At 70.1% G+C, this 26,095-nt stretch carries 23 protein-coding genes and 3 pseudogenes; 15 read left to right on the top strand and 11 right to left on the bottom strand.

Going from position 1 to position 26,095, the window contains the following annotated elements; translation table 11 throughout:
* Positions 1-619 precede the first annotated feature (619 nt).
* Both ACZ6ZT_RS32220 and ACZ6ZT_RS32215 read left to right on the top strand, forming a co-directional pair.
* Complete coding sequence (locus ACZ6ZT_RS32220) at positions 620-3,697, top strand: hypothetical protein (protein WP_469723801.1); 3,078 nt, start codon at positions 620-622, stop codon at positions 3,695-3,697.
* Between the two features lie 589 nt (positions 3,698-4,286).
* On the top strand, positions 4,287-4,559 hold the full coding sequence (locus tag ACZ6ZT_RS32215; RefSeq protein WP_469723799.1) for a hypothetical protein: 273 nt from the start codon (positions 4,287-4,289) through the stop codon (positions 4,557-4,559).
* Positions 4,560-4,888: 329 nt separating this feature from the next.
* On the opposite strand, the gene ACZ6ZT_RS32210 is transcribed toward ACZ6ZT_RS32215, so the two are convergent.
* On the bottom strand, positions 4,889-5,890 hold the full coding sequence (locus ACZ6ZT_RS32210; protein ID WP_469723797.1) for a DUF2278 family protein: 1,002 nt from the start codon (positions 5,888-5,890) through the stop codon (positions 4,889-4,891).
* A gap of 742 nt (positions 5,891-6,632) precedes the next feature.
* Here ACZ6ZT_RS32210 and ACZ6ZT_RS32205 point away from each other — a divergent pair.
* Positions 6,633-7,718 (top strand): ComEC/Rec2 family competence protein, encoded by a 1,086-nt coding sequence (locus tag ACZ6ZT_RS32205; protein WP_469723796.1) that lies wholly within the window; start codon positions 6,633-6,635, stop codon positions 7,716-7,718.
* A gap of 243 nt (positions 7,719-7,961) precedes the next feature.
* Here the strand turns inward: ACZ6ZT_RS32205 and ACZ6ZT_RS32200 are convergent.
* Positions 7,962-8,284 (bottom strand): annotated as a pseudogene (locus tag ACZ6ZT_RS32200) (IS5/IS1182 family transposase); the annotation flags it as partial.
* Positions 8,285-8,490: 206 nt separating this feature from the next.
* On the opposite strand from ACZ6ZT_RS32200, the gene ACZ6ZT_RS32195 reads away from it, so the two are divergent.
* From ACZ6ZT_RS32195 to ACZ6ZT_RS32160, 8 genes and pseudogenes are all read left to right on the top strand, one after another.
* On the top strand, positions 8,491-8,856 hold the full coding sequence (locus ACZ6ZT_RS32195; protein WP_469723829.1) for a hypothetical protein: 366 nt from the start codon (positions 8,491-8,493) through the stop codon (positions 8,854-8,856).
* Between the two features lie 50 nt (positions 8,857-8,906).
* Positions 8,907-9,431 (top strand): DUF2199 domain-containing protein, encoded by a 525-nt coding sequence (locus ACZ6ZT_RS32190; RefSeq protein ID WP_469723795.1) that lies wholly within the window; start codon positions 8,907-8,909, stop codon positions 9,429-9,431.
* Positions 9,428-9,926: pseudogene (locus ACZ6ZT_RS32185) on the top strand (hypothetical protein); the annotation flags it as partial. The gene ACZ6ZT_RS32190 and the pseudogene ACZ6ZT_RS32185, both read left to right, overlap by 4 nt.
* A gap of 73 nt (positions 9,927-9,999) precedes the next feature.
* On the top strand, positions 10,000-11,349 hold the full coding sequence (locus ACZ6ZT_RS32180; protein WP_469723793.1) for a hypothetical protein: 1,350 nt from the start codon (positions 10,000-10,002) through the stop codon (positions 11,347-11,349).
* On the top strand, positions 11,346-12,497 hold the full coding sequence (locus ACZ6ZT_RS32175) for an SMI1/KNR4 family protein (protein ID WP_469723792.1): 1,152 nt from the start codon (positions 11,346-11,348) through the stop codon (positions 12,495-12,497). Before ACZ6ZT_RS32180 ends, ACZ6ZT_RS32175 begins: the two co-directional genes overlap by 4 nt.
* A 439-nt stretch (positions 12,498-12,936) precedes the next feature.
* A complete protein-coding gene (locus tag ACZ6ZT_RS32170) occupies positions 12,937-13,161 on the top strand; it encodes a hypothetical protein (RefSeq protein WP_469723791.1) in 225 nt (74 codons plus the stop codon).
* A gap of 191 nt (positions 13,162-13,352) precedes the next feature.
* Entirely contained in the window at positions 13,353-13,586 is a 234-nt protein-coding gene (locus ACZ6ZT_RS32165; RefSeq protein ID WP_469723789.1) for a hypothetical protein, read from the top strand.
* Complete coding sequence (locus ACZ6ZT_RS32160) at positions 13,586-13,858, top strand: hypothetical protein (RefSeq protein ID WP_469723787.1); 273 nt, start codon at positions 13,586-13,588, stop codon at positions 13,856-13,858. Before ACZ6ZT_RS32165 ends, ACZ6ZT_RS32160 begins: the two co-directional genes overlap by 1 nt.
* On the opposite strand, the gene ACZ6ZT_RS32155 is transcribed toward ACZ6ZT_RS32160, so the two are convergent.
* Complete coding sequence (locus tag ACZ6ZT_RS32155) at positions 13,843-14,034, bottom strand: hypothetical protein (protein WP_469723785.1); 192 nt, start codon at positions 14,032-14,034, stop codon at positions 13,843-13,845. The two genes, ACZ6ZT_RS32160 and ACZ6ZT_RS32155, sit on opposite strands and share 16 nt — an antisense overlap.
* Positions 14,035-15,090: 1,056 nt before the next feature.
* On the opposite strand from ACZ6ZT_RS32155, the gene ACZ6ZT_RS32150 reads away from it, so the two are divergent.
* Genes ACZ6ZT_RS32150 through ACZ6ZT_RS32140 form a run of 3 tightly spaced genes read left to right on the top strand, consistent with a single transcriptional unit; the run spans position 15,091 to position 17,840 of the window.
* Complete coding sequence (locus tag ACZ6ZT_RS32150; protein WP_469723784.1) at positions 15,091-16,332, top strand: globin domain-containing protein; 1,242 nt, start codon at positions 15,091-15,093, stop codon at positions 16,330-16,332.
* 36 nt (positions 16,333-16,368) lie between these two features.
* Positions 16,369-16,986, top strand: coding sequence for a pyridoxamine 5'-phosphate oxidase family protein (locus ACZ6ZT_RS32145; RefSeq protein ID WP_469723783.1), 618 nt, complete (start codon positions 16,369-16,371; stop codon positions 16,984-16,986).
* A 50-nt stretch (positions 16,987-17,036) separates the two neighbouring features.
* Entirely contained in the window at positions 17,037-17,840 is an 804-nt protein-coding gene (locus ACZ6ZT_RS32140) for a YihY/virulence factor BrkB family protein (RefSeq protein ID WP_469723782.1), read from the top strand.
* 86 nt (positions 17,841-17,926) lie between these two features.
* Here the strand turns inward: ACZ6ZT_RS32140 and ACZ6ZT_RS32135 are convergent, their stop codons facing one another.
* Together ACZ6ZT_RS32135 and ACZ6ZT_RS32130 are read right to left on the bottom strand one after the other, a co-directional pair.
* Positions 17,927-18,190: a hypothetical protein gene (locus tag ACZ6ZT_RS32135; protein ID WP_469723780.1), complete on the bottom strand. Its 264-nt coding sequence runs from the start codon at positions 18,188-18,190 to the stop codon at positions 17,927-17,929.
* Positions 18,187-18,381 carry a hypothetical protein gene (locus ACZ6ZT_RS32130; RefSeq protein WP_469723828.1) on the bottom strand — a complete coding sequence of 65 codons (195 nt, stop codon included), beginning with the start codon at positions 18,379-18,381 and terminating at the stop codon, positions 18,187-18,189. The genes ACZ6ZT_RS32135 and ACZ6ZT_RS32130 overlap by 4 nt, the downstream gene beginning before the upstream one ends.
* A 35-nt stretch (positions 18,382-18,416) precedes the next feature.
* Here ACZ6ZT_RS32130 and ACZ6ZT_RS32125 point away from each other — a divergent pair.
* Positions 18,417-18,506 (top strand): annotated as a pseudogene (locus ACZ6ZT_RS32125) (IS5 family transposase); the annotation flags it as partial.
* 548 nt (positions 18,507-19,054) lie between these two features.
* Here ACZ6ZT_RS32125 and ACZ6ZT_RS32120 read toward each other — a convergent pair.
* The 6 genes from ACZ6ZT_RS32120 to ACZ6ZT_RS32095 are packed head-to-tail and all read right to left on the bottom strand — an operon-like array spanning position 19,055 to position 26,004.
* The gene (locus ACZ6ZT_RS32120; protein WP_469723779.1) at positions 19,055-19,741 is read right to left on the bottom strand and encodes an SDR family oxidoreductase; all 687 of its coding nucleotides are present in this window, start codon (positions 19,739-19,741) and stop codon (positions 19,055-19,057) included.
* 15 nt (positions 19,742-19,756) lie between these two features.
* Positions 19,757-20,794: an alpha-ketoacid dehydrogenase subunit beta gene (locus tag ACZ6ZT_RS32115; protein ID WP_469723777.1), complete on the bottom strand. Its 1,038-nt coding sequence runs from the start codon at positions 20,792-20,794 to the stop codon at positions 19,757-19,759.
* 32 nt (positions 20,795-20,826) lie between these two features.
* Positions 20,827-21,804, bottom strand: coding sequence for a thiamine pyrophosphate-dependent dehydrogenase E1 component subunit alpha (locus ACZ6ZT_RS32110; RefSeq protein ID WP_469723775.1), 978 nt, complete (start codon positions 21,802-21,804; stop codon positions 20,827-20,829).
* A 39-nt stretch (positions 21,805-21,843) separates the two neighbouring features.
* A complete protein-coding gene (locus ACZ6ZT_RS32105; protein ID WP_469723773.1) occupies positions 21,844-22,002 on the bottom strand; it encodes a hypothetical protein in 159 nt (52 codons plus the stop codon).
* A gap of 27 nt (positions 22,003-22,029) precedes the next feature.
* Complete coding sequence (locus ACZ6ZT_RS32100; protein WP_469723772.1) at positions 22,030-23,856, bottom strand: carbamoyltransferase family protein; 1,827 nt, start codon at positions 23,854-23,856, stop codon at positions 22,030-22,032.
* A gap of 12 nt (positions 23,857-23,868) precedes the next feature.
* Positions 23,869-26,004: an iron-containing redox enzyme family protein gene (locus ACZ6ZT_RS32095; protein WP_469723770.1), complete on the bottom strand. Its 2,136-nt coding sequence runs from the start codon at positions 26,002-26,004 to the stop codon at positions 23,869-23,871.
* Between the last annotated feature and the right edge of the window lie 91 nt (positions 26,005-26,095).

Genomic DNA, 26,095 nt, shown 5'->3' with positions numbered 1-26,095 from the left:
CGATCTCGACGAGTGAGCACTCCCGGGCTCAACGGGAGACCTCACTCGTGGTTCGGTGATGCCGACCTCTTCCGCGGGGACCGGCGAAGCGGGTGGCGCCCGCCGACGGAGGGGGGTATCGGAGCTACGGGGGCGGCCGGAAGAGCCAGCCGTGTCCCTGCGGCTGACGCGTTGCACATCAGCTTTTGCATGTGTAACCACGCGGAGTGGTTAGCAATTGTCATAGTCCAGTAACGCTTCGCGATGCCGGGCAGGATGTGCTCCATTTAGGTGGTGAAGGCCCTGGTAAACCGCATTTGATCGGTATCTTTTATTTCTCGCTCAGTCCACCCCGCCGGCACCGAAGTTCGCGAGAAGGGCCGGCCGGGCACAGGCCGCCCGGCGGGGGGAGAGAGGCTTAACGGTGTCTCACGCTCGTAGAACGGGGCGGCGGCCAGGTGTGGTGCTGTCCGACCGCGATCCCCGGAGGGCGCGGGTGCGCCCCCGCCGGACGGGACCGCGCGGGTGGCGTGACGGGATCGGTGGGCGTGAGGTCAGGCGGTGCGCTGAGTGGGTCCTGCGCTGCCTCGTGTAGGGCGCGCATCGATACGAATCGCGTTCAGGTCACTACTTTGCCTGCATGCCGAGTGCTCAGACGCCGATGAAGCTGCGAAACGTTCCGGGCTGGGCGGTGGGGTTGTGTCTGTTCGGGCTTGCCGCCGGTCTCTTCATGATCCTCTGGTACGGGGCCGATCCGCCGTTCCGGGCCAGGCCTTCGGCGGACGGCGAACTGCTGTTGCAGTTCGCGGCGACTGCAGATACGGCCCGCGCCATCGTGAAGGACGGAGGCGGGTCCACGCTCTTCCAGGACGGCCTCGTGCTGGACTGGCGCTGGTTCGTTCCCGGATACGGAGCGGCCCTCGCAGGGGCCTTCGGACTTGGACACCTGCTCCTTTACCGGAAGTCCACCCGCCTGTGGGCCCGACGCGCGCTCATCGTCACCCCTGTCGCGCTGGCGGCGGACTGCGTGGAGAACATCTTCCTCTGGAAGGCCCTGGACCGGATCAAGGCCGCCCCGGACGGTCCTGTACCGCCCTGGGTCGGCGTCTTGCGGCCGGCCGCGGAGCGTGATCTGGAGCGGGACCTGCAGTGGGCGACCTACTTCGCCCAAGTGAAGTGGGCGCTCGTCATCCCGCTGGTGGCAGCGGCCGCGCTGATCGTCGTCACCCTCTACTGCCGTCGTGTGCAGGACCCCTCCTCCTTGGAGACCGCGGGGGAGGACCATCCCCGTCCCGTCGTCGCCCACACCAATCGGCCCGTCGGCGAGACGGAAGACCGGCGGAGCCACCCCGACGTGATCCTTCCGCCCGCGGCGCCCCACGACTGGGATCCCCTGCCCGAGTGGACCGCCCCCGACCCGGCACAACCACACCAGGCCCAGTGTCAGGACCCCGACGACAACACGGTCACCCGTTGGCGCACGCGTGCGTACCAACCGCCAGGTCGAAAGCCTGCGGAGCTCGGCTTCTGCGTTTCCGGCGGCGGTATCCGGTCGGCCTCGATCACCCTGGGCGCGCTGCAGGCGCTACGCGGGCAACTGCTCGAGGCGGACTATCTGGTGTCGGTGTCCGGAGGCGGTTACACAGCCGGAGCCCTCCAGCTGGCCCTGACCGATGCCCGGCTCAACGACGCGCACGGGAACCCTTCGGTGCGGCCAGGCCTTGCGACACCCGCCGACGCGTTCGCGCCGGGCAGCCCGGAGGAGGACCACATCCGCCGCCACGCCAAGTACCTGGCTGACACGCCCAAGGAGAGGATGCGCGCCGCGGGGGCAGTGCTGCGGGGGTTGGCCGTTTCCTTCGGCATGCTGGCGCTGGTCTTCGCCGTGGCAGGACAGTTCCTGAACGTGTTCTACTCGCACCTTCCGCTGACCGACCTGCACCGCTTCATGCCGCAGGCGAAGGCATCACCGGCGTGTGAGGTACCGGACGTCTCGAAGTGTCCCGGGCCCCCAGAGGTATTCCTGCCGTCCTTCGAGTTGTATCCGCACGCCTGGCACCCCGTTCTCGCCCTGTTCGGCCTGGCAGGTCTGCTGTCCGTGGGAGCCGCCTTCGTAGGGGCGCGGGACATGAAGTCCCGCCCCGCCTGGCTGCGCGGCATCGTGAACACGATCGTGGCAATGGCCTTGGCGGTCGCCGTCATCTCCATCGTCCTTCCGGCGGTGATCTGGTTCTTCGCCTGGCTCGCGCACGAGCAGGGGGTGGTGTACAACGACGGAAGGGGGCTGTCGCTGCTCGCCGCGCTCACGGCGGCGGCGACTGCGGTCGGCACCTGGTTCACCGTCGTCCACAAGACGGTGAAGGAGCTGAAGCCGGACGGGGAGAAGCCGGGCCTGTTCGGCAAGGGTGGTCCGTCCCTCGTGGTTCAGGTCGGCGCCGGCTGGGTGAAAATGCTGGTGTGCTGGCTGGTGCTGCTCCTGGTCGCGTTTTTCTACCTCGCCCTCATGTCCTGGTCCGCCGTTTACGCCGATAGTTGGGACACCTGGTGGAAGGCCGGAATCCCGCTCGCCCTGATCGTGCTGTCGTTCGTGATCGACCAGACCACCTTCAGCCTGCACCCCTTCTACCGACAACGCCTGGCAGGTGCCTTCGCCGTCCGGCGCGCGGTGTTGAAGGACGGCTCGGTGGGCGCCCTGCCGTACGACTACAACCACGAGCCGACTCCGCTGGACCCCTACGCGCAGCGGGTGCAGGGCTTCCCCCAGGTCATCTTCGCCGCCACGGCTGCCATCTCGCTGCGCAACCGCACCGCCCCCGGGCGCCCCGCCGTGCCCTTCACCTTCGCCTCCGACTACTGCGGTGGCCCCGACACGGGCTGGGTCCGCACCGACACCCTGCAGAACACGGCCCCCGCGCTGATCGGACGTGACCTGACCGTGCAGTCCGCCGTCGCCGTGTCAGGAGCGGCCTTCGCCTCCGCGATGGGCACTCAGACGATGTTCATGGAGCGGTTGCTCGCCCTGTCCAACGTGCGGCTGGGCACCTGGATCCCCAACCCGCTCTATCTCGCTGAACTGGCGAAGTACGGGCCCTGCCGGCTCATGCCGCGGCTGCCACGGGTACGGCGGCTGCGGTACCAACTCCAGGAACTGGTGGGCTGGTACTCGGACACCACTCCCTTGCTGCTGTGCACGGACGGCGGGCACTTCGACAATCTCGGTCTGGTCGAAACGCTCCGGCTCCGCTGCCGGACGATCTACGTCATCGACTCCTCAGGGGACACGCCGCCGCTGGCCACCACCCTCGCGCAGGCGGTCACGCTCGCCTACGAAGACCTCGGAGTGAAGATCACCTTCAAGGACGAGGGGCAGAACCTGCTGGACCTGGTACCCGGCAGCGCCGAGCCCCTCCCGCCCGAGACGCCGATGGCCGCGCTGAACGCCCGGTTCTCCGCCACCAGCGTGGTGCGCGGCACGATCGAGTATCCCGAGCCGGTCGAGTTCTCGCCCGGCACACCGGCCGACACAAAGGGGACGATCATCTTCGTGAAGGCCAGTCTGACCCCCGACATGCCGTACGAGCTGCTCAGTTACGCCCTCAGGGAGAAGGCCTTTCCCCGCCAGGCCACCTTCGACCAGTGGTTCGACCATGCCCAGTTCGACGCCTACCGGGAGCTCGGGCACCACATCGGCACCAAGGCCGGGGACAGTGCGTCCTGACAGACGACATCGGAACGCCCTTGCTTGGCGAGCCCTGGGCGCGGGGGATTCACCACAGGTCGGCCGAAGCGGGCTACGGCGGATCGTGCCCGGAATGCGGGCCCGCCGGCCCTCAACGCGGTGAATTCCACGGACGTCCGCGGGGTGACCTGGTTGCGCCGACGTCCGTAGCCGGGAGCCCCCTGGGTGATGAGCTCGGCGGATGGGTCGGCGTGGCTGCTTGCCCCGATGCGGGTGCCGGGCGTGTCATGTGTCCCGTCCGTGAACGCCCGGCCGCGCGCGGTAGGAAGCCCCGCAGCTCCCTCGCCTGGTAGCGGCTACGAGCATCGCCTTCCGCACACCCGGCGCGGGCGTGGGTTTCGCCGCGTTCGGACCGCCGGGCACGTCGAGGACGGCGGGATGGACATACGGTGCCGACGGTGAGGGAACCATGGTCAAATTTCCCGCGCGCCGCTCCCTGCTCGCGGCCGGGACCGGCGGATCACTCGCGGCCGTAGCCGTGGCCTTACTGCCACGGGGCCGCCCCAGGGCGCCGGGACCGGCGCCGTCCTCCACCCAGCCCGCAGCATCCGCCTCCGGGACCGGCTCGTTGCGCACCGACCTGACCCTGCGTAGCCGGCTGCTCGGCCGGGACGTCCCGTACAGCCTCTACCTGCCCCCCGGGGTGAGCTCCGTACCCCGGCGAGGCGGGCAGGACGGCGGGATCCCGGTCCTGTTCCTGCTGCACGGAGACCTGCGCACCGCCTTCGCGGCCGGCGGAGTGAACACCGAGGCAGTCCTTCGGCCGGGCATCCACGGCTGGTCCTACTGGAGCGCCGCGGCGGAGCCGATGCTGGACTTCCTGGGGCGGGAGTTCTCCTGACGCCGGACAGAGGCTGTTTCTCCAGGCCCGTTCGGGTTCCGTGATGGTCGACCTGGCAAGCCACTACCTCTGGTGAGAACGCCACTGGCTGATCAAGGCGGTGCGCCCAGCTGTTCCCCGGCACCGGCGGGGTCGGTGGCCAGAAGGGCGGAGGCGGGGCGCCCCGGGTGGGGTGGCGTCGCCGGTGGCTGGGGCTTTGGCCACCGGCGACGGCACAACCGAACCGAATGGGATTCCGGGCACGGCCGTGCGAAGACCTTCCTCGCCTGCCAATCAGGTCGCTGCGGCCGGCCGGGGAGGGTGCTGTCGAGCTTGGATGCTGATGGTGTTCAGAAGGTGATGGTCCGTCCCTCGCTCTCGGCTTGTCGCGCGGTGTAGGCGACGCCGTGGACCTTGATGCCGTCCGGGTTGAGGAGGCTGATCGTGCCGCCCTGGTCGCCGAGGTGGAATCCGTTGTCACTCGGGACGGTGAGGGTGGTGCCGGGCTGGAGCGTCTTGGCGGGGAGCGGGAGGGTTTGCTGGTTGCGGTCGGTGAGCTGCCATCCTTGGAGATTGACCGGCGCCGGGGAGGCGTTCAGTACGGTGACGGCTTCGGATGCGGGTCCTGAGGGGTTGACCAGTGCGGCCATGATCCGCAGGGGTTCGTCGCGGTCGCGGGAGCGGGGTGGTGCGCTGTCGAGGGGGTGGCCGGTCTTGTCGTCGGTGTGCCAGGCCTGGGACTGGAAGGCCAGGAAGATCGCCACCCAGCGGTTTTCGGCGGGTAGGTGCACGAACAAGGCGCCGTCCTGCCAGACGCCGTTGTCGGTGCGGAAGCGGCCGCTGTTGCCCTGATTCATGTGGATGTCGTGTACGCCGTTGCCTGGCCGGAAGCCGAACACCTTGTCGGCGATGTTCGCCTCGGGGCCGAACCGTTGCCCGAAGACGTAGAGGGCGGCCGTGGGGTCGGCGATGGCACGCTGCACGTAGTGGTCGAGCAGGTCGGCCAGGTCATTGTCGGCGCCCTCGACATCGGGCGGGATCAGTCGCATCGCGGCGGGGTCGAACAGGTTACCGCGGATGAAGTCCACGGCGGCCTTGCCCGCTTGTGACGCCAGGGTCGTCCATCCGCTGCCGGCCGCCGGGAGCAGCTCGGTCACGGGGTGGCGGAAATCGTCGTCGGCCAGGTACAGCAGCTCGGAGGGCGCCTGCTGTGACTCCACGTTGACAGCGGCCCGGTAGTGGGTGCCGGCGTTGTCGGTGAGGTGGATCTGGTAGTGCGGGGTATCACTGGATCCCTCCCGGCGCCGGTCGACGGCGCGGGCGGCCAGGACACCGTATCCCTTGAGCGGCATGGGTCATCCTCTGGATTCCGGTGGGAGAGCGGCACGGCCGGGCTGTGGGCGTGTCGATGGAACAGGCATGGTGCGGGCCGTCGAGGACGTCGGCCAGATCAGCCGGTGTCGGTCGGAGCCTTGCGCTTTGCCGTGTACACGGCCTGATCCTCGGGCCCGAAGCGGCCATCGGGCAGTTGCGGGCTCTCCAGAGTCCGGGCGCCGGTGACCGTCATTTCCCACCCTCGTCGCGCGTGGGGCAGCCCTGACGACTGCCTGTCTTCCTCGCCGTTATCCCCCGACCATGCCCCGGAGGGACACTGAATCGTCGAATGTTCACCCGCCTTGCCCTGTGGCCCACCTCGCGCTGGGACGGGGCGACTCGGCCGCACTGATACAGGTCATCCGGACGGCGAGCCGGTCCGCAGCGCACGCGTCGAGGCCGGCGGTGAGCAGTCGGCCACGGCTCATCCGGGGCCACGCGGGCCGCGTCGCCTGGCTCCACGGTGTTCCGCATGCGACTGTGGCCTCGCCCCTGCGCTCCTACGAACGGGCAGGCACGGTAGGCCTTGCGCAGCATCACCACCTGCTGGGCCATGAGACGCGTCGCTGACGGCGGAAGCCGGTGTTGGGGGCCGGGCCCGGTCGCCACGGCTTGGGAACGGGCGGCCTCAGGGCCGGGCAGGTCCCACCTCGCCGGGCTGCGGCGCCCTGCTGACAAGCGTAGATTTAATGGTGCGCCCGGCTGGAGGGAGACGATCCCATGGACACAGCCATCCGCATCGAGGTACTGCCCGCGCGATTGGGCGACTGTTTGCTCGTGGAGTGCGCGCGGGGGAGCGGGCCGCCTTGGCGCATGCTCGTCGACGGCGGCCCTCCGGGCACCTGGCCCCGGCTCGAAAAGAGGCTGAGCCGGTTCGAACCCGACGAGCGGCACCTCGATGTCGCCGTGGTGACCCACATCGACAGTGACCACATAGGCGGCATGCTCGCGTTCCTGCGGAGCGAGTACGCCCAAGACGTCGGTGACTACTGGTTCAACGGCCCTCCGCACCTGCCCTCAGAGGGCCGCGTGGAGCAGCGCAGCGTCGCCGAGGGGCAGAGCCTGGTGGCGGCGCTGCTCGGGGAATCCGTCGGTCCCGTACTGCCGTGGAACCGGGCATTCGGCGGCGGTCCCATCGACACCGGGGACGAGTTCGGGTTCATCGAGGTGCCGGTCCAGGACGGGCCGCAGATCACCGTGCTCTCGCCGACCTACGAGCGCCTGGCCATCCTGGAGCGCGCGTGGTCCGAAACCATCGACCAGGCCCGGCGCGGCTGGCTGAGTGACGTAAGGCCCGACATCCCGGAGCCCCTCGGCGATCTGGCCGCCGTTGCCGCCCAGCAGACCGCCGACGACACGACAGCTCCGAACGGGAGCAGCATCGCGCTGCTGATCGAACACCGTGGCGCCCGCGCCGTGCTCGGGGCGGACGCGTTCGGCACCGTGCTCGGGGACGGGCTGAAAGGGGTGGCCGCCCACCGCGGCCTGCGGACCCTGGACGTGGACGCCTTCAAACTTCCGCACCATGGCAGCCGGCGGAACGTGACCCGGACACTGCTCGAAGCCGCCCCCGCCCGGCACTACCTCGTGTCCACCAACGGCGACACCTACCACCATCCCGATGACGAGGCACTCGCCCGCGTCGTGCTGACCGCACCGGACGGCCCGACGCTGTGGTTCAACTACCACACGCAGCGCACCGCCCGATGGGCCGATCCGGAGCTGTGCGAGCGATACGGCTACTCCGCGAGCTTCCCCGTGGAACCGGAGACCGGCACGGTACTTGAACTACCGGCGACGGAGTGATGCTCCCCCGGGACCGCGGGACCTCGCTGCCGAACTCAAGGCAGCCTCGGCCGGTCGCCGGGCCGGGCGGTGTCGGTCGCGGCCACGTCCGCCTCGGTGTTCGGCATGCGGGTGAGCAGCCTCTGGAGGTGGCGGGCGCGCCGATGACGAGGGTGGCCAGGGCGGCGCAGCGGCCGCCGCTCTCGGCCGCCGTCTGTTCCACTCGACCACCGGCTCCAGCGACCGTTGGTGGGAAAGGCCGTCGACGCGGTCGCACTCGGCGAGGGTCCCGCCCAGCAGGACGAAGTCCGGATCATGCTCGCGCAGCGTCTTGAGCAGGCCAGGGGCTCGTTCGGCGAGCAGGCCGGCCCCACTGGGGACGTACGCGTGGACGGTACCGACGAATATCCCCAACCCGGCCACGATCGGGGCGAGGTGTCGTGGCGGCGCAGGCAGACCAGAGCGACAAGCGCAGGCTGATGCGGCGGGTGCTTGCAGCGGTGGTCACCCTCGCGGGTGACGATGAGCATGGTGACCCACTCGACCAGGGCGTGAGGGAGGTCGAGTGCGGCAGGATAGGGAACCAACGGAGCACCTGTGCCGGTGGGGTGAGACGACGACCCCTCCCTCGACAGCACGGGGGCGCGCTTCGTACGAGGAAGCCCACCCGCCATCCTCGCCTGGACCCAGAGCGGCGCGGCCGAGCGAGGCTCGAACGAGCTGAGCCCGGGGGATCTCAAGGCCATGCAGCAGCCCTGACCGACGCCTCCGGACGCCCACCGACCAGCCGTCCGTGGGCGTCCCCGCAGGAACCCTGACCGCAGCCGCCGAGACCAACGCCGCCCTGAAGCTGCTGATCGCCCTCGTCGGCATCCATGCGCTCTACCCTCACCAGGACTACCAGGTCCGCCGCTATCCCGGCTGGCACCGCCACATCACCCTCGCCATGGCCGCCCGCGCCTGCCTCACCCTCCCCGAAATCCGGCGCCTGATCTCCCGCCTCACACACCGCCGCCCCGCCTCCACCAGCCACGTCCTGCACTGGTCACACTGGCGCCGACAACGACAGTTCCAAGCCCGCTTCAGCCACTACAAAAAACGCGGCCACACACCACCCGAAACTGCCCAACACTCAGGCCAAAGACCGTTGGAGTACTAGAGCGGGACCGCCCGCGATGATCCCGGAAGCCTTCACTAGGCTCCACCACCATGACCGGCGATTTCGGTTTCACCTGCTCGTGCTGCGGGGCCCACCACCCTGAACTGCCAACGAACTACACGGCCGAGGCTCCAGCCGTGTGGGATCCGGCTTTCGCCAACGCTGATGACTGCCTGCTGTCCGCGGACCAGTGCGTGGTCCGCGGACAGCACTACTTCGTCAAGGGCATGGTTGAAATACCGGTCCTAGATAGTGACGAGGTGTTCTCCTGGGGCGTCTGGGTCTCGCTGAGCCGCGCGAGCTTCTCCAGAGCTGCGGACCTCTGGGACGCCCCCGGCCGCGAGGCTGAGAAGCCGTACTTCGGCTGGCTCACCACCGACCTGCCGGTCTACCCGACCACTCTCAATCTGAAGACGTACGTGCACACCCGCCCGGTCGGTGAGCGCCCCTTCGTCGAGCTTGAGCCCACCGATCATCCTCTTGCCGTCGAACAGCGCACGGGAATCACACTGGACCGCGTGCGGGAGATTGCGGCGGTCGTACTCCACGCCGGTGCGGGTGGCGAGCAGTGGTGACGGCCGGTCATCCGGTATCGCCTGCCCCGGCCAGCCCCGCCGGTCTCAGCCGCAGAGCCCGGAGCTTCGTCGAGGCACACGGCATCCGCGTCCCCCCGCAGGACCTCCGGCGACACCGCGAGGTGTGGATCGCGGACGGGATCCCCGCCGCGGAAGCCGACCGGGCTGCCGCCTTCCAGGACCGCTGGGGCGGTCTCGCCCTCCCCCCCCGGCGCCGTTCTACGAGGGTGGCCCGCGCACCCTGAAGGCCGCCTGCCCCCAAGAGTCGGCCGAAGCGGGCTGGTCGTTCGATGCCGGGGGCTGCCGGGTGTCCATGGCCTACGGATTCATGATCGGCTCCGACGGGGCGTTCGGGATCGACGCCGACCACTGGACGCCCCTGCATGCCAGTACGGACGGATGGTGGAGTCCTTGGCGCTCGCCGCCCATGCCCGCCGCTGGGCTGAGACCGTCACACGGATCACGGGGGAAGCCGTCGAGTCGCTAGACCTTGGCGATTGGGGTCTGAATGGCGGCTGACACGCGGGTGGAAGAGGGTGCTGTCAGTGGGTGCTGGCAAGGTGCGTGCATGACGGATGGCGAGAGCGCCCGCATGACGCGGGTCTTGAGCGGGTTGCCCACAGTGGCTCGCGAACTGCTGTGGGCGACGGACTGGGCTTCCCACCGGCACGCCTATGGTTCCGGCGAGGACATACCAGTCTCCCTGTGTTCCCTCGTGGACGAAGATCCCGAGGTGCGGTCCGAGGCGTTGGCCGCGTTGGACATGGGCGTGCTGCATCAGGGCTCGCTGTACACGGTCACAGCGCCGGCGGCGCTGTTCGTCGCCGCGATCCTCGACCATCCCATGAGCCTCGCCGAGCACGAGGGGCACTTCCCCTGGGACGACGGTCCACCACGCAGCTTGCGGGCCGCGCTGCTCGGCTGGCTGGCTCAGGTGGCTGAGTCAGCCGCCTACGGGGAGGATCCGACGCGGGACCGAGCCCACTGGGAATGGCAACCCTGGCACGAGGACACGCGAGACGAGCGCGACTCCGACGAATCCGCCGCACTGCAAGCGTGCCGCGACATCCGCCCCGCCCTGTACGACGCCGTCGAGCCGTTCCTTTCCTCTCCCGACCCCCACGTCTGCGAGGCCGCACTCGGCGCCGCGGTGCCGCTCCTGTCCGCCCCGGTCCTTGCCGACCGGATACCGCGCGCCGCCGCGCTGCTGCGGGCCCGGCTGGGCGCCATGACGGGCCGGCGGGAGCGAGCCGCCGTGGCGCGGGCGCTGAGTCTTTGGGGGATGGACACCTGCGACCTGCTCACCGACACCGACCCGGCCGTGCGGGTCTGCGCCGCGCTCGGTCCCGTCCGAGTCGATCGGCCACGCGCTCTCGCCGTGCTCCTCGACGCGCTGAGGGACCCCCGCGCGACAGACGGATGGTTCCCCGAGCCGCTGTACGGGGTCACCGGATGGTTCCGGTTCACCGTGCTGAGATCCGCCCTTGACCTGGCCGCATCGTTCGAGGAAGTGGCACCGGTGGCCATCGCCATGGTGGCCGCCAGCAACCGGTCCGTCGTCGACAACGAACGCGGGCCGATCCTGTTCAGAGCCTTTCCCGGTGGCTACGACCCGGCCCCCCGCTCACCTCCGCCCAACGCGCCCTGCTGTGGGCGTTCGTGGACACGGACGAGGCGGCGGGCAGCATCCGCGGCAACTGGTTGTGGTTCCGCGCGGCAGGGTTGCCAGAGAACCGGGAGGGCATCGCTGCGTTGCTGTGATGCGGCCCGCCACCGCAACCTGAACCCATCACGTTCCCCGCCCGGAGGCCGAGCATCGCAGTTGCCCCAACCGAACGGGATTGACGGTTCGCCCCGCTACCGTGACCGACGGGTGGCGATCAAGCTGTCAGTGTCTTTCTCTAGGCTCAGCTCATGAGAAAAGACCTGGTCCACGATGCATGGGACCGCATCGACGAGTGGCTGCGCAAGAACGCGCCTTGCACCTTCGCCACGCTCGGGCCGCCCGCGGGACATGAGGAGCTAGCAACAGCACAGGAAGAACTGGGCGTCACCTTCCCTCCCGATCTGGTCGCGTCACTGCTCCGGCACAACGGGGCTCTGGACGGCGCGGAAGCCTTCCGGTTCAGCACGTACGACCGGCTGCTCTCGGTGAGCGAGATCGTCGGGGACACCAGGTTCATGCGCAGCATCGCCGAGGACCTGGACGAGGAAGAGGCCGAGCACTACTGGATCGACGCCTACCTGAAGTTCGGTTCCTACGGGGCGACGGCCGACGGCCTCACGATCGACTGCCGCCGGGGGCAGGACTCCTACGGTGCGATCGGACGCTTCTTCGATGAGACCGGTACCGACTTCGGGCGGGCCGACTCGCTCGGCGCGTATCTGGCAGAGCTGGCCGACCAACTTGAAAGCGGCCGGGACGGGGGTGCCATCACGTTCAACGGCCGGCTGCTCTGGCAATGGGCCGGTCCTCCCGGACCGGACTGGGGCAGCGCCGACGATCCCCTTCCCCGACCGGACGAGCAGTTGCCGGAGCTGGGCCTGTCCTGCAGCCCCACCGATGTCCTTCATGTCGGCCTCCTCTACGGGCTTCAGGAACTCGGTGCGCTGCTCGCGGTCCTGCCTCGTGAGCAAGTGGCCAAGGCCGCGCGGACGCAGCTCCGCAGAGTGGCCGTGGAAACGGGCCTGAACAAGTACCCAGAGGTCAGGTCGGCCCTGGACGCGCTGGACCGGGGCGAAGCCCCACCACGTCCGGAACAGACCAACCCGCTGGCCCTGCGACTGCGCACGGTAATCGTGCAGGCGAACGCCCACCGGGACTCTCCTCGCAGGTGGGCCGCAGAGAAGATGGTGCACGGGATCTGGGGCTCGCCCTACAGGTCCGTGTGCGAGAGCGTGAGCATCCGCGGCCACCTCACTGTCGACTGGCGTACGGATCTGCACGCGGACCTGGGCAGTCCGCCGCTGCCATCGATACCTGATGATCGCTTCTGGGGGACCCTGGCCAATCCCGCCATCGACTCCACCTGGCATGCGGCCCGCTACGCCCAAGATCAGGGCTGACCCCGGTGCTCCGGTTCGACTGAAGTGCTCCAGTGGGCGGGGGCCGCCAGAAGGAGCGCTCCATCACATCCAGCCGCAATTCACCCGCCTGGACGAAGGACGGCCCGCACCTGGTGCGGAGGCGGGGGCCGGCCGGATTTCCGGCGGGGGCGGGGAGCGGCGGTTCACAGGCAGTCGGCCACCTCAAAGCTCTGACGGGCGTTCGCCCTGGCCGCGCACCGCTCGCAGACTTCAAGCTGTCCAGGGATCCGCTGTTCATTGACAAGGTCCGTAATGTCGTCGGCCTCTATCTCGACCCCTCGCGGAGCGGATCCGCTCCGCTCCCACGCGAGCTTGCCGCATCGACTTCCAGCACACCGGCGGAGCACTGGCCGATGTCGACGACACCGCCACCGCGTTCTGGGGCAGGACCGCCCAGTGGAGCATCCCGCTGAACGTGATGTGGGAGGAGACCACCGCCGACGAGAGCTGCAGGACGTGGGCCCGCGACATGTTGCGGGTACTGGCCGCGCACACCGTCGGGCTCTACAACGTCGAACTGCGGCCGGGCCTCCCAGAGACCGAGAGCGAGACACGGGCGGCCTACGGCGGCAACCTGACTCGACTCCGGGCGCTTCAACACCGCTACGACACCACGGGAGTACTCGCGCCGCTGCTCTCGTGACCTATGTCCGTTTTGGTGAGCCCAAAGGGCCTTTCAGGTGGCCTCCGGGGGCGGCCGTGACACGGCCTCCCGGGCGCCGGGGGTCTGTACCGACAGTGATCATAGTGCTGGGTTCGGCCGGAGTAGTCCCGAGCCCTTCCGCCCGGCGATAGCCTGGTGAGAACCGCCAGTTACACGCCCTGGAGCCCTGGATGAGCGAACAGCCGGCCCCCGCCGACACCACCCGGCAGCAGCTGGAGCCCGCGGCCGCCGACGCGGTCCGCGCGTACGCGGCTCGGACCCGCGAGAACGCCGACCAGTTCGCCGCCGTGCTGGAGGACATCGCCGCCAACGGCCTGCCGTCGGTGGAGGACTGCACGCCGTGGGAGGAGTTGCGCGAGGCCCACCTGGCCCGGCTTGCAGCCCAGCGTCCGGCCGTCGCCTGATGGCTCCGCAGCGCAGCCCGCGCCGCGCCCGGATAGCCTTCTCCGACTCCGCAGCGAAGCAGCTGGAGAACATCACCAGTGAGGCGGAGGTGCACGCCCTGGACCGCGCCCTGGTCGTCGTCTCCGTCGACCCCGACGTCGGCGAGGGACTCCCCGGCGACACCGCCAGCCCCCAGCTGCGTCAGTACACCGACGACACAGAGCGCGTCCGGCTCCTGTACTGGGTCACGGCGCTGCGCACCGTGGTCGTCATCGCCTACATCGAGGTCTGACCCGCGCGGAGCACGGTCGCCTGGGCCGGGCACTCCACCACCAGACGCGGCCCGCCGAGGTCACGGTGGACGGAGAGCTCCTGGACGATCGACGACGGTGGCTCCTTCGCCGCGGAGGGCCGGAGCAGGACTCCGGCCCGGGCGCGGCCTGGCTCGCGTACCTGTGCCCCGCGCACACCTTGCATTTCGACGGGTGACCCGGCACCGCGGACCACCCGGACACCATGAGGCGCTGCCCGGCGGTGGTGGGGGACAGCTTCGACATCCTCGCCTTACCGGATGCTCGACACCCTGATCACCCACCTGTACCGGGGCCAGCAGTGACCTACGAGACCGACCTTGCCGCTGCCAAGCGCACCCGTAGCGCATGGGGCTGCCCGTGCGGCGCTGACAATCCCCCGCTCTACGACGCCTGCCACGACTGCCAGCGCCCCTCCTGGACATGTGCCTGCTGCGGCACCGTGAACTCCGATGCCCGGAGCCAGTGCCAGGAGTGTGAGAACAATATCCCCGGCGAGCTCCTCGGAGATCGTGACGAAGGCTTCGAGATGACGTGGGGGGGAGTTCGTCGCCCTGAGAGTCGGCCCGCGCCGGCTCGGAGGCCGCTACGACCACGGATACGCGGACAGCGAGTACGAGGTCCTCGCCATCGACCGCGGCGCGCGCGAGAGCTGGCCGTCATGGCAGATTACCGTGCGCGGCACGGACGGCCAGGTACGCGAACACTGCACCGGCTGGGACTCCCGCCACGATCGAGTCGTTGCCCAGCCGCCGAACACCTCACAGCGCCGCCAGACACGGTAGACGCAAGGACAAGGTTGAGCGGACGGCCAGCGGCCTCGTGGCCCCGTTGCCAACGTGGAGCCGAAAGCAGCCCCTTCACGGTCTGAGGTTTCCACGCCCGCGCAGGGTTTGGAGCCGGAGATCGTGGCCGAGCACCCCGAACCCCGGGCGGACGTCCGCTGAGCGCGGCGGCTTCCCCGGAGTGCTCGCCCATACCTCATAACCGCCCCAGGCAATACGACAAGATCTGGCAGCGACTTCTAGCGGATACGCCCCTTCCCCAAATCGGCAACGTGTTTGAGGATCATGGGCGGTCCGGAAGCATTTCATCCGCTTCTATGGCCAGGCGCCCCTACCCGATGAGGACTCATGCTCTCCCGACACGACACTCTCTCGTTCGCCCCGATATGGAGATCCGTCCGGACAACGAGCGGGGGAGCGCTGGTCTCTTGAGGTTCCGGATCGGCCGTCCCGACAATCCGCCCGCCCACCAGCCCACGGAGGAACCGGCAGACCTGTCCGCCCCCGCCGGGTCGCGGCCCCCGGCCGTCGAAGCGCCTTTGTCGGAGTACGAGATACACCTGATCAAGGCTTCGGCAGCGGCGGTCGCCCCCGTGGCCGAAGAGATGACGGTCTACTTCTACGCCATCCTGTTCGCCCGCTATCCGCAAGTGCGTCCGATGTTCCCGCCGGGGATGGACGTCCAGCGCGGTCGCCTCCTGCGCGCGCTCCTGCACATCGTGGACGTGGTCGACGACCCCGCGAACCTGGTCCGCTTCTGCGGGCACCTCGGCCGCGACCACCGTAAGTTCGGCACTCTCGCCGCGCACTTCCCGGCGGTCGGCGAGTGCCTCCTGGCTTCTCTCGCCCGCTACGCGGGCCCGGCCTGGACGCAGGACATCGCCGACGCGTGGACGAAGGCGTACGGCGTGGTCTCCCAGGTCATGATCGCGGCCGCCGAGGAGGATGCGGCGGTGCGGCCCGCCGTCTGGCCCGCCACCGTGGTGCACCACCTCCCGCGCGGCCACGGCATCGCCGAGGTCACCGTGCGTCCCCACCTGCCCTACGCGTACCAGGCCGGGCAGTACGTGAGCATGGAGACGCCGTGGTGGCCGAAGCTGTGGCGCTACTACTCCCCCGCCAACGCGCCCCGCGCCGACGGCACGCTCACCTTCCACGTCCGCGCGGTGCCCGGCGGCTCGGTCAGCGAAGCGCTGGTCCACCGGGCCGCGGTGGGTGACGTCCTGCGGCTGGGCCCCCCGATGGGCGACATGGTCCTGGACGCGGCCGTGCACAAGGACCTGCTCTGCGTCGCCGGCGGTACGGGGCTCGCCCCGATCCGCGCCCTCATCGAGGAGGTCGCCCGTCGCGGGGGACGCCACCAGGTGGACCTGTTCCTCGGCGCCCGCACCGGCGACGAACTGTACGGGGTGGACGACATGCTCCGGATGGTCCAGCGGCACCACTGGCTGACCCTTCGGGGCGCGGTCTCCCACGAGCACATCCCCGGCCTGCGGGGATCACTGCCGCAGGTGCTGGCCGAGTACGGGCCCTGGTACCAGCACGACGCGTTCCTCAGCGGACCGGCGGCAATGGTCGCATCCGCCAGCGAAACGCTGACCCGCCACGGTACGTTGCCCGACCGCATCCATCACGACCCGTTCGAGACCCCTGTCCTGTCCGCCCGCTGAACCGGATCCCCGTTCATTTCCCCAGGAGCAGCCCACGTGATCTTCCCCCCACCGTCGTCCGGTTCGGCCGGTGAGCACCGGTTGCAGCAGCATCTGGGTACGGCCGAGCGCGCCGCCCGCTTCTACGACCAGCAGGTGCGTTCCCACCTGACGGACGAGATGAGAGAGTTCATCGGCAGTCAGAGCATGGTGTTCCTGGCGACCGCCGACTCACACGGCGAGTGCGACGCCAGTTTCCGCGCCGGTCCCCCGGGCTTCGTCCACGTCATCGACTACCGGACGCTCGTCTACCCCGAGTTCCGCGGGAACGGTGTCCTCGCCAGCGCCGGCAACATGAGCGAGAACCCGCACCTGGGCATGCTCTTCGTGGACTTCACCCACCACCATGTGGGTCTGCACGTCAACGGCGTCGCCCGGCTCTACGACGACGCGGAGCTGCGCCGTTTCCATCCCGGCCTGCCCACCGACGTCGCGCCGGGGCGGGGCCCCCAGCTGTGGGTCCACGTCACGGTCCAGGAGGCGTACATCCACTGCTCGAAGTACATACCCCACCTGGAACCGGCTCCGCGGCCCTCCAGCCACGATCCGGCGCGGCCCAAGGACGCGGACTACTTCACCAAGCGCCGTACCGCGGTGTGGTCGGGACTTTCCTGACGCGGCACGCACCGGCGCATGTGCACGGGTGTGAGGGGCACGAGCGCGCTGTGACATCGCCTCTGAGCAGCGAAGGGCGCCGCGGGCGGGCCCCCGCCGCGGCCGCCCTGGCGCGCGTCCGTGGCGCGTTGCGCGGTACGGCCGTACGGCTCTGGCACGACAACGTCGCGGACTCCGCGGCGGCCCTCACCTATTACGGCCTGCTCGCGCTGCTGCCCGCGCTGGTGGTCGCCGTCTCCCTGGTGGGGCTGCTCAGGGATGCTCCAGACGCGCTGAGCGGCCTGTCGGCGGCGCACACCTCGGTGTGGACCCTGGCGATGGGCGGCGTGGTGAGCGCGGTGTGGTCGGCTTGCAGTTACCTCGCCGTGTTCCGCCGGGCCCTGCACACGATGCACCGGGTCCCCGACACGCGGCCGCCGCTGCGGGCGGCGCACATGCTGGTCCTCACTTCCTCCCTGCTCCTGCTCATGGCGGGCGCGGTGGGGCTGGTCGCGTCCGGTCCGCTGGCCCGGCGGCTCGCCGGGGCCGCCGGGGTGGGCGTGGGGAGCCTGACGGTACTGCGCTGGCCGGTCCTGCTCGCCGTCGTGACGCTGCTGATCCTGATCCTCCTCCGTACCGGACCGGCCGGCACCCGCGGCACCCGGCGCGGGCTGCCGGGCGGTGTCCTGGCGGCGGCCCTGTGGCTCGGCGCGTCGCTGGTCTTCACCCTCTACACGCAGCTGAACACCTATGGCCGCCCGTACGGCTCGCTGGACGGTGTGATCGTCTTCGTGGTGTGGCTGTGGTTCGCGCACCTCGCGCTGCTGACGGGCGCCCAGTTCAACAGGGAGCTGGCGCGGGCCACCACGGACTGACGGCCTTGCTGCGCGGCGCCATGAGCCTGCCCGACCGGGCGACGGAGATCATGCGCCGGTACTACTGACGGGCCCGATCGGCTGCGTCAGCGGCCGGGGGCGCGGTCGACGACCAGGCGGACGGCGGCCGTCGTGAGGTCCGGATCGTGGAGCTGGACGTAGTGGTCGCTGCCCGTGGCGAGCCGGTGCGGGGTCTGCGGCGCCAGCGACTGCTGGGCCTTGGGCCAGGCCGCCTCCAGCCGGGCCAGGAGTTCCTTGCGCATCGAGGCGGGCGCCGCGAAGGGCTCGGTCTTGCTGAGGACCGCGAGCGGGACGTCGGGCAGCGGGCCGGCCCGGTCGACCACCGTCACCGCCCCGTCGATGTCGACCTGCTCGAACGCCGGATCGCCGGATCGCCGTCGAAGGGGGTGCCCGGGTGGCGCACCGCGTCCACGTACTCGGACCAGGCGGCGCCGAGGTCCCGCTTCAGCGCCGGGGCGAGCGCGTCGACGAGGACGAGGCCGCGGGTCCGGTCCGGGTGCTGCTGTCGCCGGTTCCACACTCGCCTACGACCTGTCCCTGCCCCGCGTCCGCGAGTACCACCGCCGCCTCGCCCGCGACTACGAAACCCACCCGCACCGCTCCGAGGCGATGATCCGCCTCGCGATGATCGAGCTGATGAGCCGCAGCGCCGGCCACCGCCACATTGCCCATCCACACACATCGCACTCCACGAGTGGATTCTCACACGCCCCCCGTGCGTGGCCCCAATCCGCTCACACCGCACGAATTACCAAACACCCCCGCCAGGACAAAACGCTCTTTTAGAGCGGTCTCCTTGACCATCTGCCGGCCGGGGCGCTTGCGGATGGTCCATGGTGGTGCCGTCAGGATTCCGCCCCCAAGGCGGCCTCTAGAACAGCGGGGAGGTCTGCCTCGGGGACCGTGGCGCGCACCTCCGCCAGGACATGAGGAAAGGTGTCATCGTCTATGGCGCCCATGTGCTCCTGACGGAGTTGGTAAATGATCTCAACGAGTTCGGGCCTCAGCCACATTCAGGCACGGGAGGTGCGGATCTCTTCGTCAACCCGGAGCATGAACCAGCGCATGACCTCGTAGGGAACTTCGACGTGTGGCTCATGCGGGTTCAAGCACACCCTCGGCTCCCGGGCCGGATCCTCGTCGGGGACGATTGCGGTCACGACGGTGACCGACTCATGGCGGTGCCTTTCGAGTCAGTGGCTGGCTGCGGGCACGGCCCGGATGCTGATGTCCTGCACATGTGCCTCCTGCGTGGCGGTCACCGCGGTGAGTACGGCCGCCGCGACGGCTTCCGGCCGCAGGTAGTGCTCCGCCACGTACTCGGCTCCCTCCTGGGCGCGGATGGACCGCTGCATGTCGGTGGCCACCCGGCCGGGGTAGACCGTTGTGACGCGCAGGCCGGGTTCCTCGGCGCGCAACGCGTCCGCGAAGGCCCGCTGGGCGAACTTGCTGGCCGCATAGGCGCTGCAGTTGGGGTAGGCGTCGAGTCCGACACTGGAGTTGATCAGCACCACCTGTCCGCGCGCTGCCCGGAGGGCGGGCAGCAGCAGCCGGGTCAGCTCGGCGACTGCGATCACGTTGACCTCCAGGGTGTCCCGCCACACCTGGGCCGGGGTCCGGGCGACCGGCCCGAGAGTGGCGACACCGGCGCTGTGCACCAACAGGTCCAGGCGCTCGATGCCGGCCACGACCGCGGCCATGGCGGCATGGTCGGTCAGTTCCGCGGCGAAGGGCCGGGCGTGCGGAAGCCGGGCCGCTCGGTCTCGCAGTAGGACGTCGTCGCGACCGCCCAGCAGCAGGTTGTGGCTGGGGGCGAGGGCCGAGGCGATGGCCGCCCCGATGCCGCGGGACGCCCCGGTGATCAAGGCAAGTGGCCGCATGATCCTGTTCTCCGCTCAGTAGGGGCCCTGGAAGCCGGCGGTGACCGTCTCCAGGGCGGGCAGTCCGGACCTGGTCGTGTCGCACACCGCCAGGCAGGCCTTGACGATCTCGGTGGCGCTGGGGTTGAACGCCTCCTCCAGCGGCCATGAGACGGGTGCCGGGCAGTCAGGTAGCGCGACCCTGCGGACCGGGGACCGCAGCGTCTCCGGGATCCGCTCGGCCACGACGGCGGCCACCTCGGCGGCGAACCCGTAGCGCGCCCAGCTCGTGTCGGCGACGACCAGCCGGCCGGTCTTGGCCACCGACTCGCAGATGATCGTGTCGTCCAGCGGCCGGATGCTGCGGACGTCGACCACCTCGACGCTGATGCCCTGGGCGGACAGCTGCTCGGCGGCCCGCTCCGCCTCGTACACCATCAGGGAGGCTGCCACCACCGTGACGTCGGTGCCCGCACGGGCCACCCGGCCGGCACCGAACGGGACGGGGGTCATCTCCTCCGGAACCTCGCCGGTCAGCGGATAGAGGGTCCGGTTCTCGATCAGTATGGTCGGGGTGTCGCTGGTGAGCGCCGTGATGAGCAGCCCCTTGGCGTCCGCGGGCGTCGCGGGCGTCGCGACTTGCAGCCCCGCGTAGTGGCCGAAGGTCGCGTGCGGGCTCTGGGAGTGGGTGGCGCCCTGCCCCCAGCCGCGACCCACGACTCCCCGTACGACCACGGGTGCGCCGCCCTTGTCGCCGCCGTACATGTACCGCCACTTCGCGGCCAGGTTCACCAGCGCGTCCAGGGCCAGGAACATGAAATCCGCCCTGGTGTGGACGACGAGCGGCCGCATGCCGGCCACCGCGGCGCCGACGGCGAGGCCGGCGGTCGCGTTCTCCGAGTTGGGCACGTCCACGACTCGGTCCGGACCGAACCGGGCGAAGGCCTCCTTGGTCGTGCCGTAGGTGCCGCGGAAGTCGTCCACCCCCTCGCCGACGACGAGGACGCGCTCGTCGGCCTGCATGCACTGCACGGTCGCCTCGGAGATCGCCTGCCAGTAGGTGAGCGTGCGCATGTCCAACTCCCTCTCCATGTGTCGGTTCACGGTCATCGGCCCACGGGCAGGTACGCGCCGTCGAGCAGGGCCGCCACGTCGGGGAACGGCAGCTCCTTGGCGTACGCCACCGCGGCGTGGATCTCCTCCTGCGACTCGGCCTGCCACTGCCGCACGAGATCGTCGATCCGGGGTTCCTCGGCGCGCACCGCGGTCACCGCGCGCTGGATGGGGCAGCGCTCGATCCAGGAGTCGATCTCCTGCTTCGACCGGTATCCGTGGTGGTGGTCCCAGCCCGGGCCGACGTGCTCGCGCCAGCGATAGGTCGCCAGCTCCAGCAGGTACGGGCCGTTGCCCTCCCGGCAGTGGCGCAGCGCGGTCTCGGCGGCCTCGCGCACGGCGAAGACGTCGTTGCCGTCGACGGCGGCGGCGCGCACCCCGGCCGCCTCGGCCCGGCCGTGGACCGAGGTGCCGGCCGGCTGTCGCGCCGTCAGCGGGGACGAGATCGAGTACAGGTTGTTCTCGCAGACGAAGACGATCGGAATCCGGCGCACCGCCGCGATGTTCAGCGACTCCGCGAAGACGCCCTCTTCGGTGGCGCCGTCACCGAAGAAGGTCAGCGCCACCCGGGATTCGCCGTTGCGGGCGAACGCCCAGCCGGTGCCGACCGCCACGGAGATCATCTCGCCGAGAATGGCCCCGGAGCCAGCGAATCCCACCGACTGGTCGATGACGTGGATCGACCCGCCCCGGCCGTGCGAGCAGCCGTCCTGTCTGCCGTACAGCTCGGCCACCAGTGCCCGGAGATCGCCGCCCTTGGCCAGGTACGGGGCGTGCGTGCGGTGCGCCGCGTACAGCCAGTCACGCGGTGTGGTCGCCGACAGCACGCCCACCGCCGTGGCCTCCTGGCCGATCGAGAAGTGGATGGCGGTGCGCATCTCCTGCTCGTCCCGGTAGTAGTCGGCGAGAACCTCCTCCACCACACGGATGCGCACCATCTCGCGGATCAGCCGCGTGCGGTCGGATGTCATGGTCAAGCACTCCTCGCGTAGTCGTGGCGCCGGCACCGCTCAGTACCGGCGGCTCTGTCGCCAGTAGCCGGCCGACGCCGGTGCGGGACGCAGGCGCAGCGGGTCCCCGAACAGCCGGCCCGGCAGGCCCAGCACCAGCACCAGCAGATAGGCCAGCAGAAGCAGCGGGGTCAGCAGGGCATGCCTGGCGAATGTCATGGGGCGGGGCCTTTCTGTACCGGTCGGTCAGTCGAGGGGAATCCGGCCGCGCCAGTCCGTGTCCTCGTGCCACGGCGGCTGGTCGGACTTGAGGAGCAGGAAGCTGCCGATCGCCAGCGCGTCGATGTCGGTGCGCATGAAACAGCGGTAGGCGTCCTCCGGCGTGGCCACGATGGGCTCGCCGCGCACGTTGAAGGACGTGTTCACCAGCACCGGGCAGCCGGTCCGGGCGCGGAACTCGGTGAGCAGTCCGTGCAGGTGCGGGTCGGTGTCCTGCGCGACGGTCTGTACCCGCGCCGAGTGGTCGACGTGGGTGACGGCCGGGATCTGCGAGCGCCGCACCCGGAGCAGGTCCAGGCCGCGCAGGTGCTCGGTGCCGGCCGGGCGCAGCCGACGCTGCTCGGCCACCTGCGCCACGATCAGCATGTACGGGCTGTCCTGGCGCAGGTCGAAGTACTCGGTGGCGTGCTCGGCCAGCACGATCGGCGCGAAGGGCCGGAAGGACTCGCGAAACTTGATCTTGAGGTTCATCGTGGACTGCATCTCGGCGTTGCGCGCGTCGCCGAGGATGGACCGCCCGCCCAGAGCCCGGGGGCCGAACTCCATCCGGCCCTGGAACCAGCCGACGACCTTGCCGTCGGCGAGCAGCCCGGCGACGGTGGAACGCAGCTCGTCGGTGGCCAGGCGCTGGTACGGCAGCGCCTGGGCGTCCAGATAGACCTGGATCCGATCGTCGTCGTAGCCGGGGCCCAGCCGGGCGCCCTGCATGCCGTCCCCGCCGGAACCGAGGTGGTCGCGCGGCCCGTTCGCGGCCAGCAGCGCGGCCCCGAGCGCCCCGCCCGCGTCGCCCGCCGCCGGCTGTACCCAAATCTCGTCGAACAGTCCGCTCTCCACCAGCTTGCCGTTGGCCACGCAGTTGAGTGCCACCCCGCCGGCGAGGCACAGGTGGCGTTCCCCGGTGTGTTCCCGTGCGGCGGCGGCGAGGTTCAGCATGATCTCCTCGGTGACCAGCTGCACGGAGGCGGCGAGGTCGAACTCCCGCTCCGTCAGCGGCCCTTCCGGCTCACGGCGCGGTCCGCCGAACAGCTCGGCGAACCGGCGCCCGGTCATCACCTGGCCGTAGAGGAACTCGAAGTAGCGGGTGTCCAGCCGGAACGAGCCGTCCGGCCGGATGTCGACCAGCTTCTCCCGGATCAGCGGCGCGTACACCGGCCGGCCGTACGGTGCCAGGCCCATCAGCTTGTACTCGCCGGAATCCACCTTGAAACCGCAGAAGTAGGTGAACGCCGAGTACAGCAGCCCCAGGGAATGGGGGAAACGCAGCTCCCACAGCGGTTCGACGTGCCGGTCCCGGCCGTGCCACAGGGTCGTGGTCGCCCACTCGCCGACTCCGTCCACGCACAGCACGGCCGCCGACTCGTACGGGCTGGGCAGAAACGCCGACGCCGCATGCGATTCGTGGTGCCGGAAGCACCGGATCGGCGGCACGGCGCCGAGATCGAGCCGGGCCAGCTCGTCGCGGACCACGCCGAGCGTGCGCAGCTTCCACCCGAGCCACTCGGGCATGCTGCGGCGGAACGAGCTCCACGCCCGGGGGGCCGTGGCCAGATAGGTGGCCAGCACCCGGGAGAACTTCAGCCGCGGATCCTCGTAGTAGGCGATGACGTCGACGTCGTCGAGTTTCCGGCCGGCCTCGGCCAGGCAGGACGCGACCGAGAGGGCCGGGAAGCCCGCGTCGTGCCGGTTCCGGCTGAACCGCTCCTGCTGGGCGGCGGCGACGATGTGCCCGCCTTGGACGACTGCTGCCGCACTGTCGTGGTAGTAGGACGAGATGCCGAGGGCAGTGGTGCTCACGGGTCCAGCTCCTTATCGCCGACCGATCTCTGCAGTGAGTGCGCCGTACACCCTGGCCGCCAGCCCCTCCGGCGGGCTCAGGGACCGGTATCCGCCCCGGATGCGCTGCCACACGGCGTCGGTCGTCCGCCGCCCGGCCAGGTCCGGCTGCTCGGCAAGGAACGTGTCGATCGCGTCCACCGCCCACGCCGAGTGCCCCGTGGACACGTTGTCGATGGTGTTGTGCAGGTCGACGAACTGGGTGCTGAACCCGTGGTGGCGCAAGGCCACCTGGGCGTCGCGGTAGCTGCCGCCGACCCCGGACAGCTCCATGGCCAGGTTGAGCCCGAGGATCTCCGGGGCGAAGGTCTGCGGGAACTTGGCTATGCACAGCCAGAACACGGGCAGCGCAAAGGAACGGTCGTCGAATCCGGGCCACGCGGCGAACTCCTCGGAGTCCGTCGGCGGCAGCTCGACGCCCATCTCCCGGAGCAGTTCCCGGTAGATCTTGGGGTGGTTCTGCCGCCAGATCCCGTTGCCCAGCTCGTCCCAGTAGGTCTGGAACAGGAAGTGCCCGGCGGGGGAGGAGGCCAGCCGGTAGTCGGTGTAGCCCTGCAGCCAGCCGCCGTCGATCAGGATCAGCGGTGCCAGCTGCAGCGTCGACTCGACCAGCTCCTCCCGGCTGGGCAGCGGCGGGTCGCCGGCGGCCCAGACCGCGCCGTGCCGGTCGTGTTCGGTGGCCAGCCAGCCGCGCAGCCCGTTGTCCGGGTCCCAGCGCGCGGGCAGCCCCCGCTCCGCCTTGTCCATGCGAAAACGCGACCGGGCCAGCCAGCGCCGGACGTAGCGGTGGGCGAAGTGCCGCAGCCCGGGGGGCTCTGTCCGGCTGAGCAGCACCCGGTAGGCCGATCGCACCGGGGGCCGGCCGAAGTCGCCGGCCGCCGGCCCGTCGGCGGGGCGGGCGTCGATCTCCGTATCCGACCGGTGCCAGGAGCCCTGCGCGACGCGCAGACGCCGGTGCCGCTCGTCGGCGTCCTCGCCGGCGTCGAGGGCCGATCCCTCCTGCGGCAGGTGCGTGATCCAGTCGCGGAGCAGCGCGATCTCCTGCTCGGTGAAGACGCGGAACATGGGTCCGTTCTCACCGATCAGTCCGCACACCAGCGGGCTGCGGTCCGGCTCGCCCGGCCGCACCAGCGTGCTGCGGGCCAGCGCCCGCAGGAATGCGCTCGGCCCGGCGTCGACGTCGGCGAACCATTCCGCCAGCGGACGGCCCGCCAGCGGTAACTGCCCGTGGTACACGGAAGCCTGCCGGGACCGGGCCCAGATAAGCCGCCATACCGGGTAGTCCGGATGGGCCGCCAGCCGCGTCTCCTGCTCCAGTGCGTCGCACCACAGCGCCAGTTCCTCGGCGGCCCAACGGAATCCATGGCGCACCCGGTCCCCGTCACCGCGATCGGCGAGCACCCGCGCCGCCGAGAGGGCCAGGTCCAGCGGGACCGGCTCGCCCGGTGTCCGGGCCCGGCCCAGGTCGAAGGTGTCGACCGGAACCGGGACGTCCCCGGGTTCGAGCGCGGCCAGCGGCGGGAGCACGCCGACCGCGCGCAGGCACAGATCCGCCCCCACAAGCTCGGGGCGGAACCGGTCTGGCAGCCGACTCATCGTCAGCAGCACGGCCGGCAGCCGGAAGCTGAAGCTCTCGACCTGGTCGCTGGCGGCGAGCCGGGGTCCGGGCGCCTCGTCCTTGAAGCGGTGGGCCCGTAACACCGCCCGGTACTCGCTTCCCCTGTCCGCCAACGGATATCCAACCCCGAGGTCGGAGGAGTAGATCCGCAGCAGGGTGAGCGTCAGCTCGCTCTCCGCCTTGCCGGCACTGGACAGCCACTGCAGCCAGGCCCCGGCCGACAGCGCCAGCGGAGCACAGTTGCCGAGCACGCAGCGTAGGCCCGACGCCCGGTGCGGGCTGTGCAGTGCGGAGCGGAAGCCCTGCTCCCGTTCGGATGCCCATCGGCGCGCCTCGTCCACGAGACCGGTCAGGTCCCGCTCCGGCTCGTCCGGCCGGCTGCCGGCCGGGTCGATGGCCGCGCGGACCAACGGCAGGTCCGTGTCCGGTGACGGGTACGCTTCGGGATTCAGCGCTCGGACGTACAGCGCCCGGTATTCGACGTTCGTCACAGCTTTCCCTCAGGCCTAAAGTCTGCTCAGAACATCGGGTAGATCGAGTTGTCGTTCCTGCGATTGTTCTTACGTCGCCGGAACCAGCGTT

This window comes from Streptomyces sp. NPDC102258 (assembly GCF_055584685.1).
The sequence above is the reverse complement of the archived record's forward strand: the minus strand, read 5'-3'. Positions and strand labels throughout refer to the sequence as shown.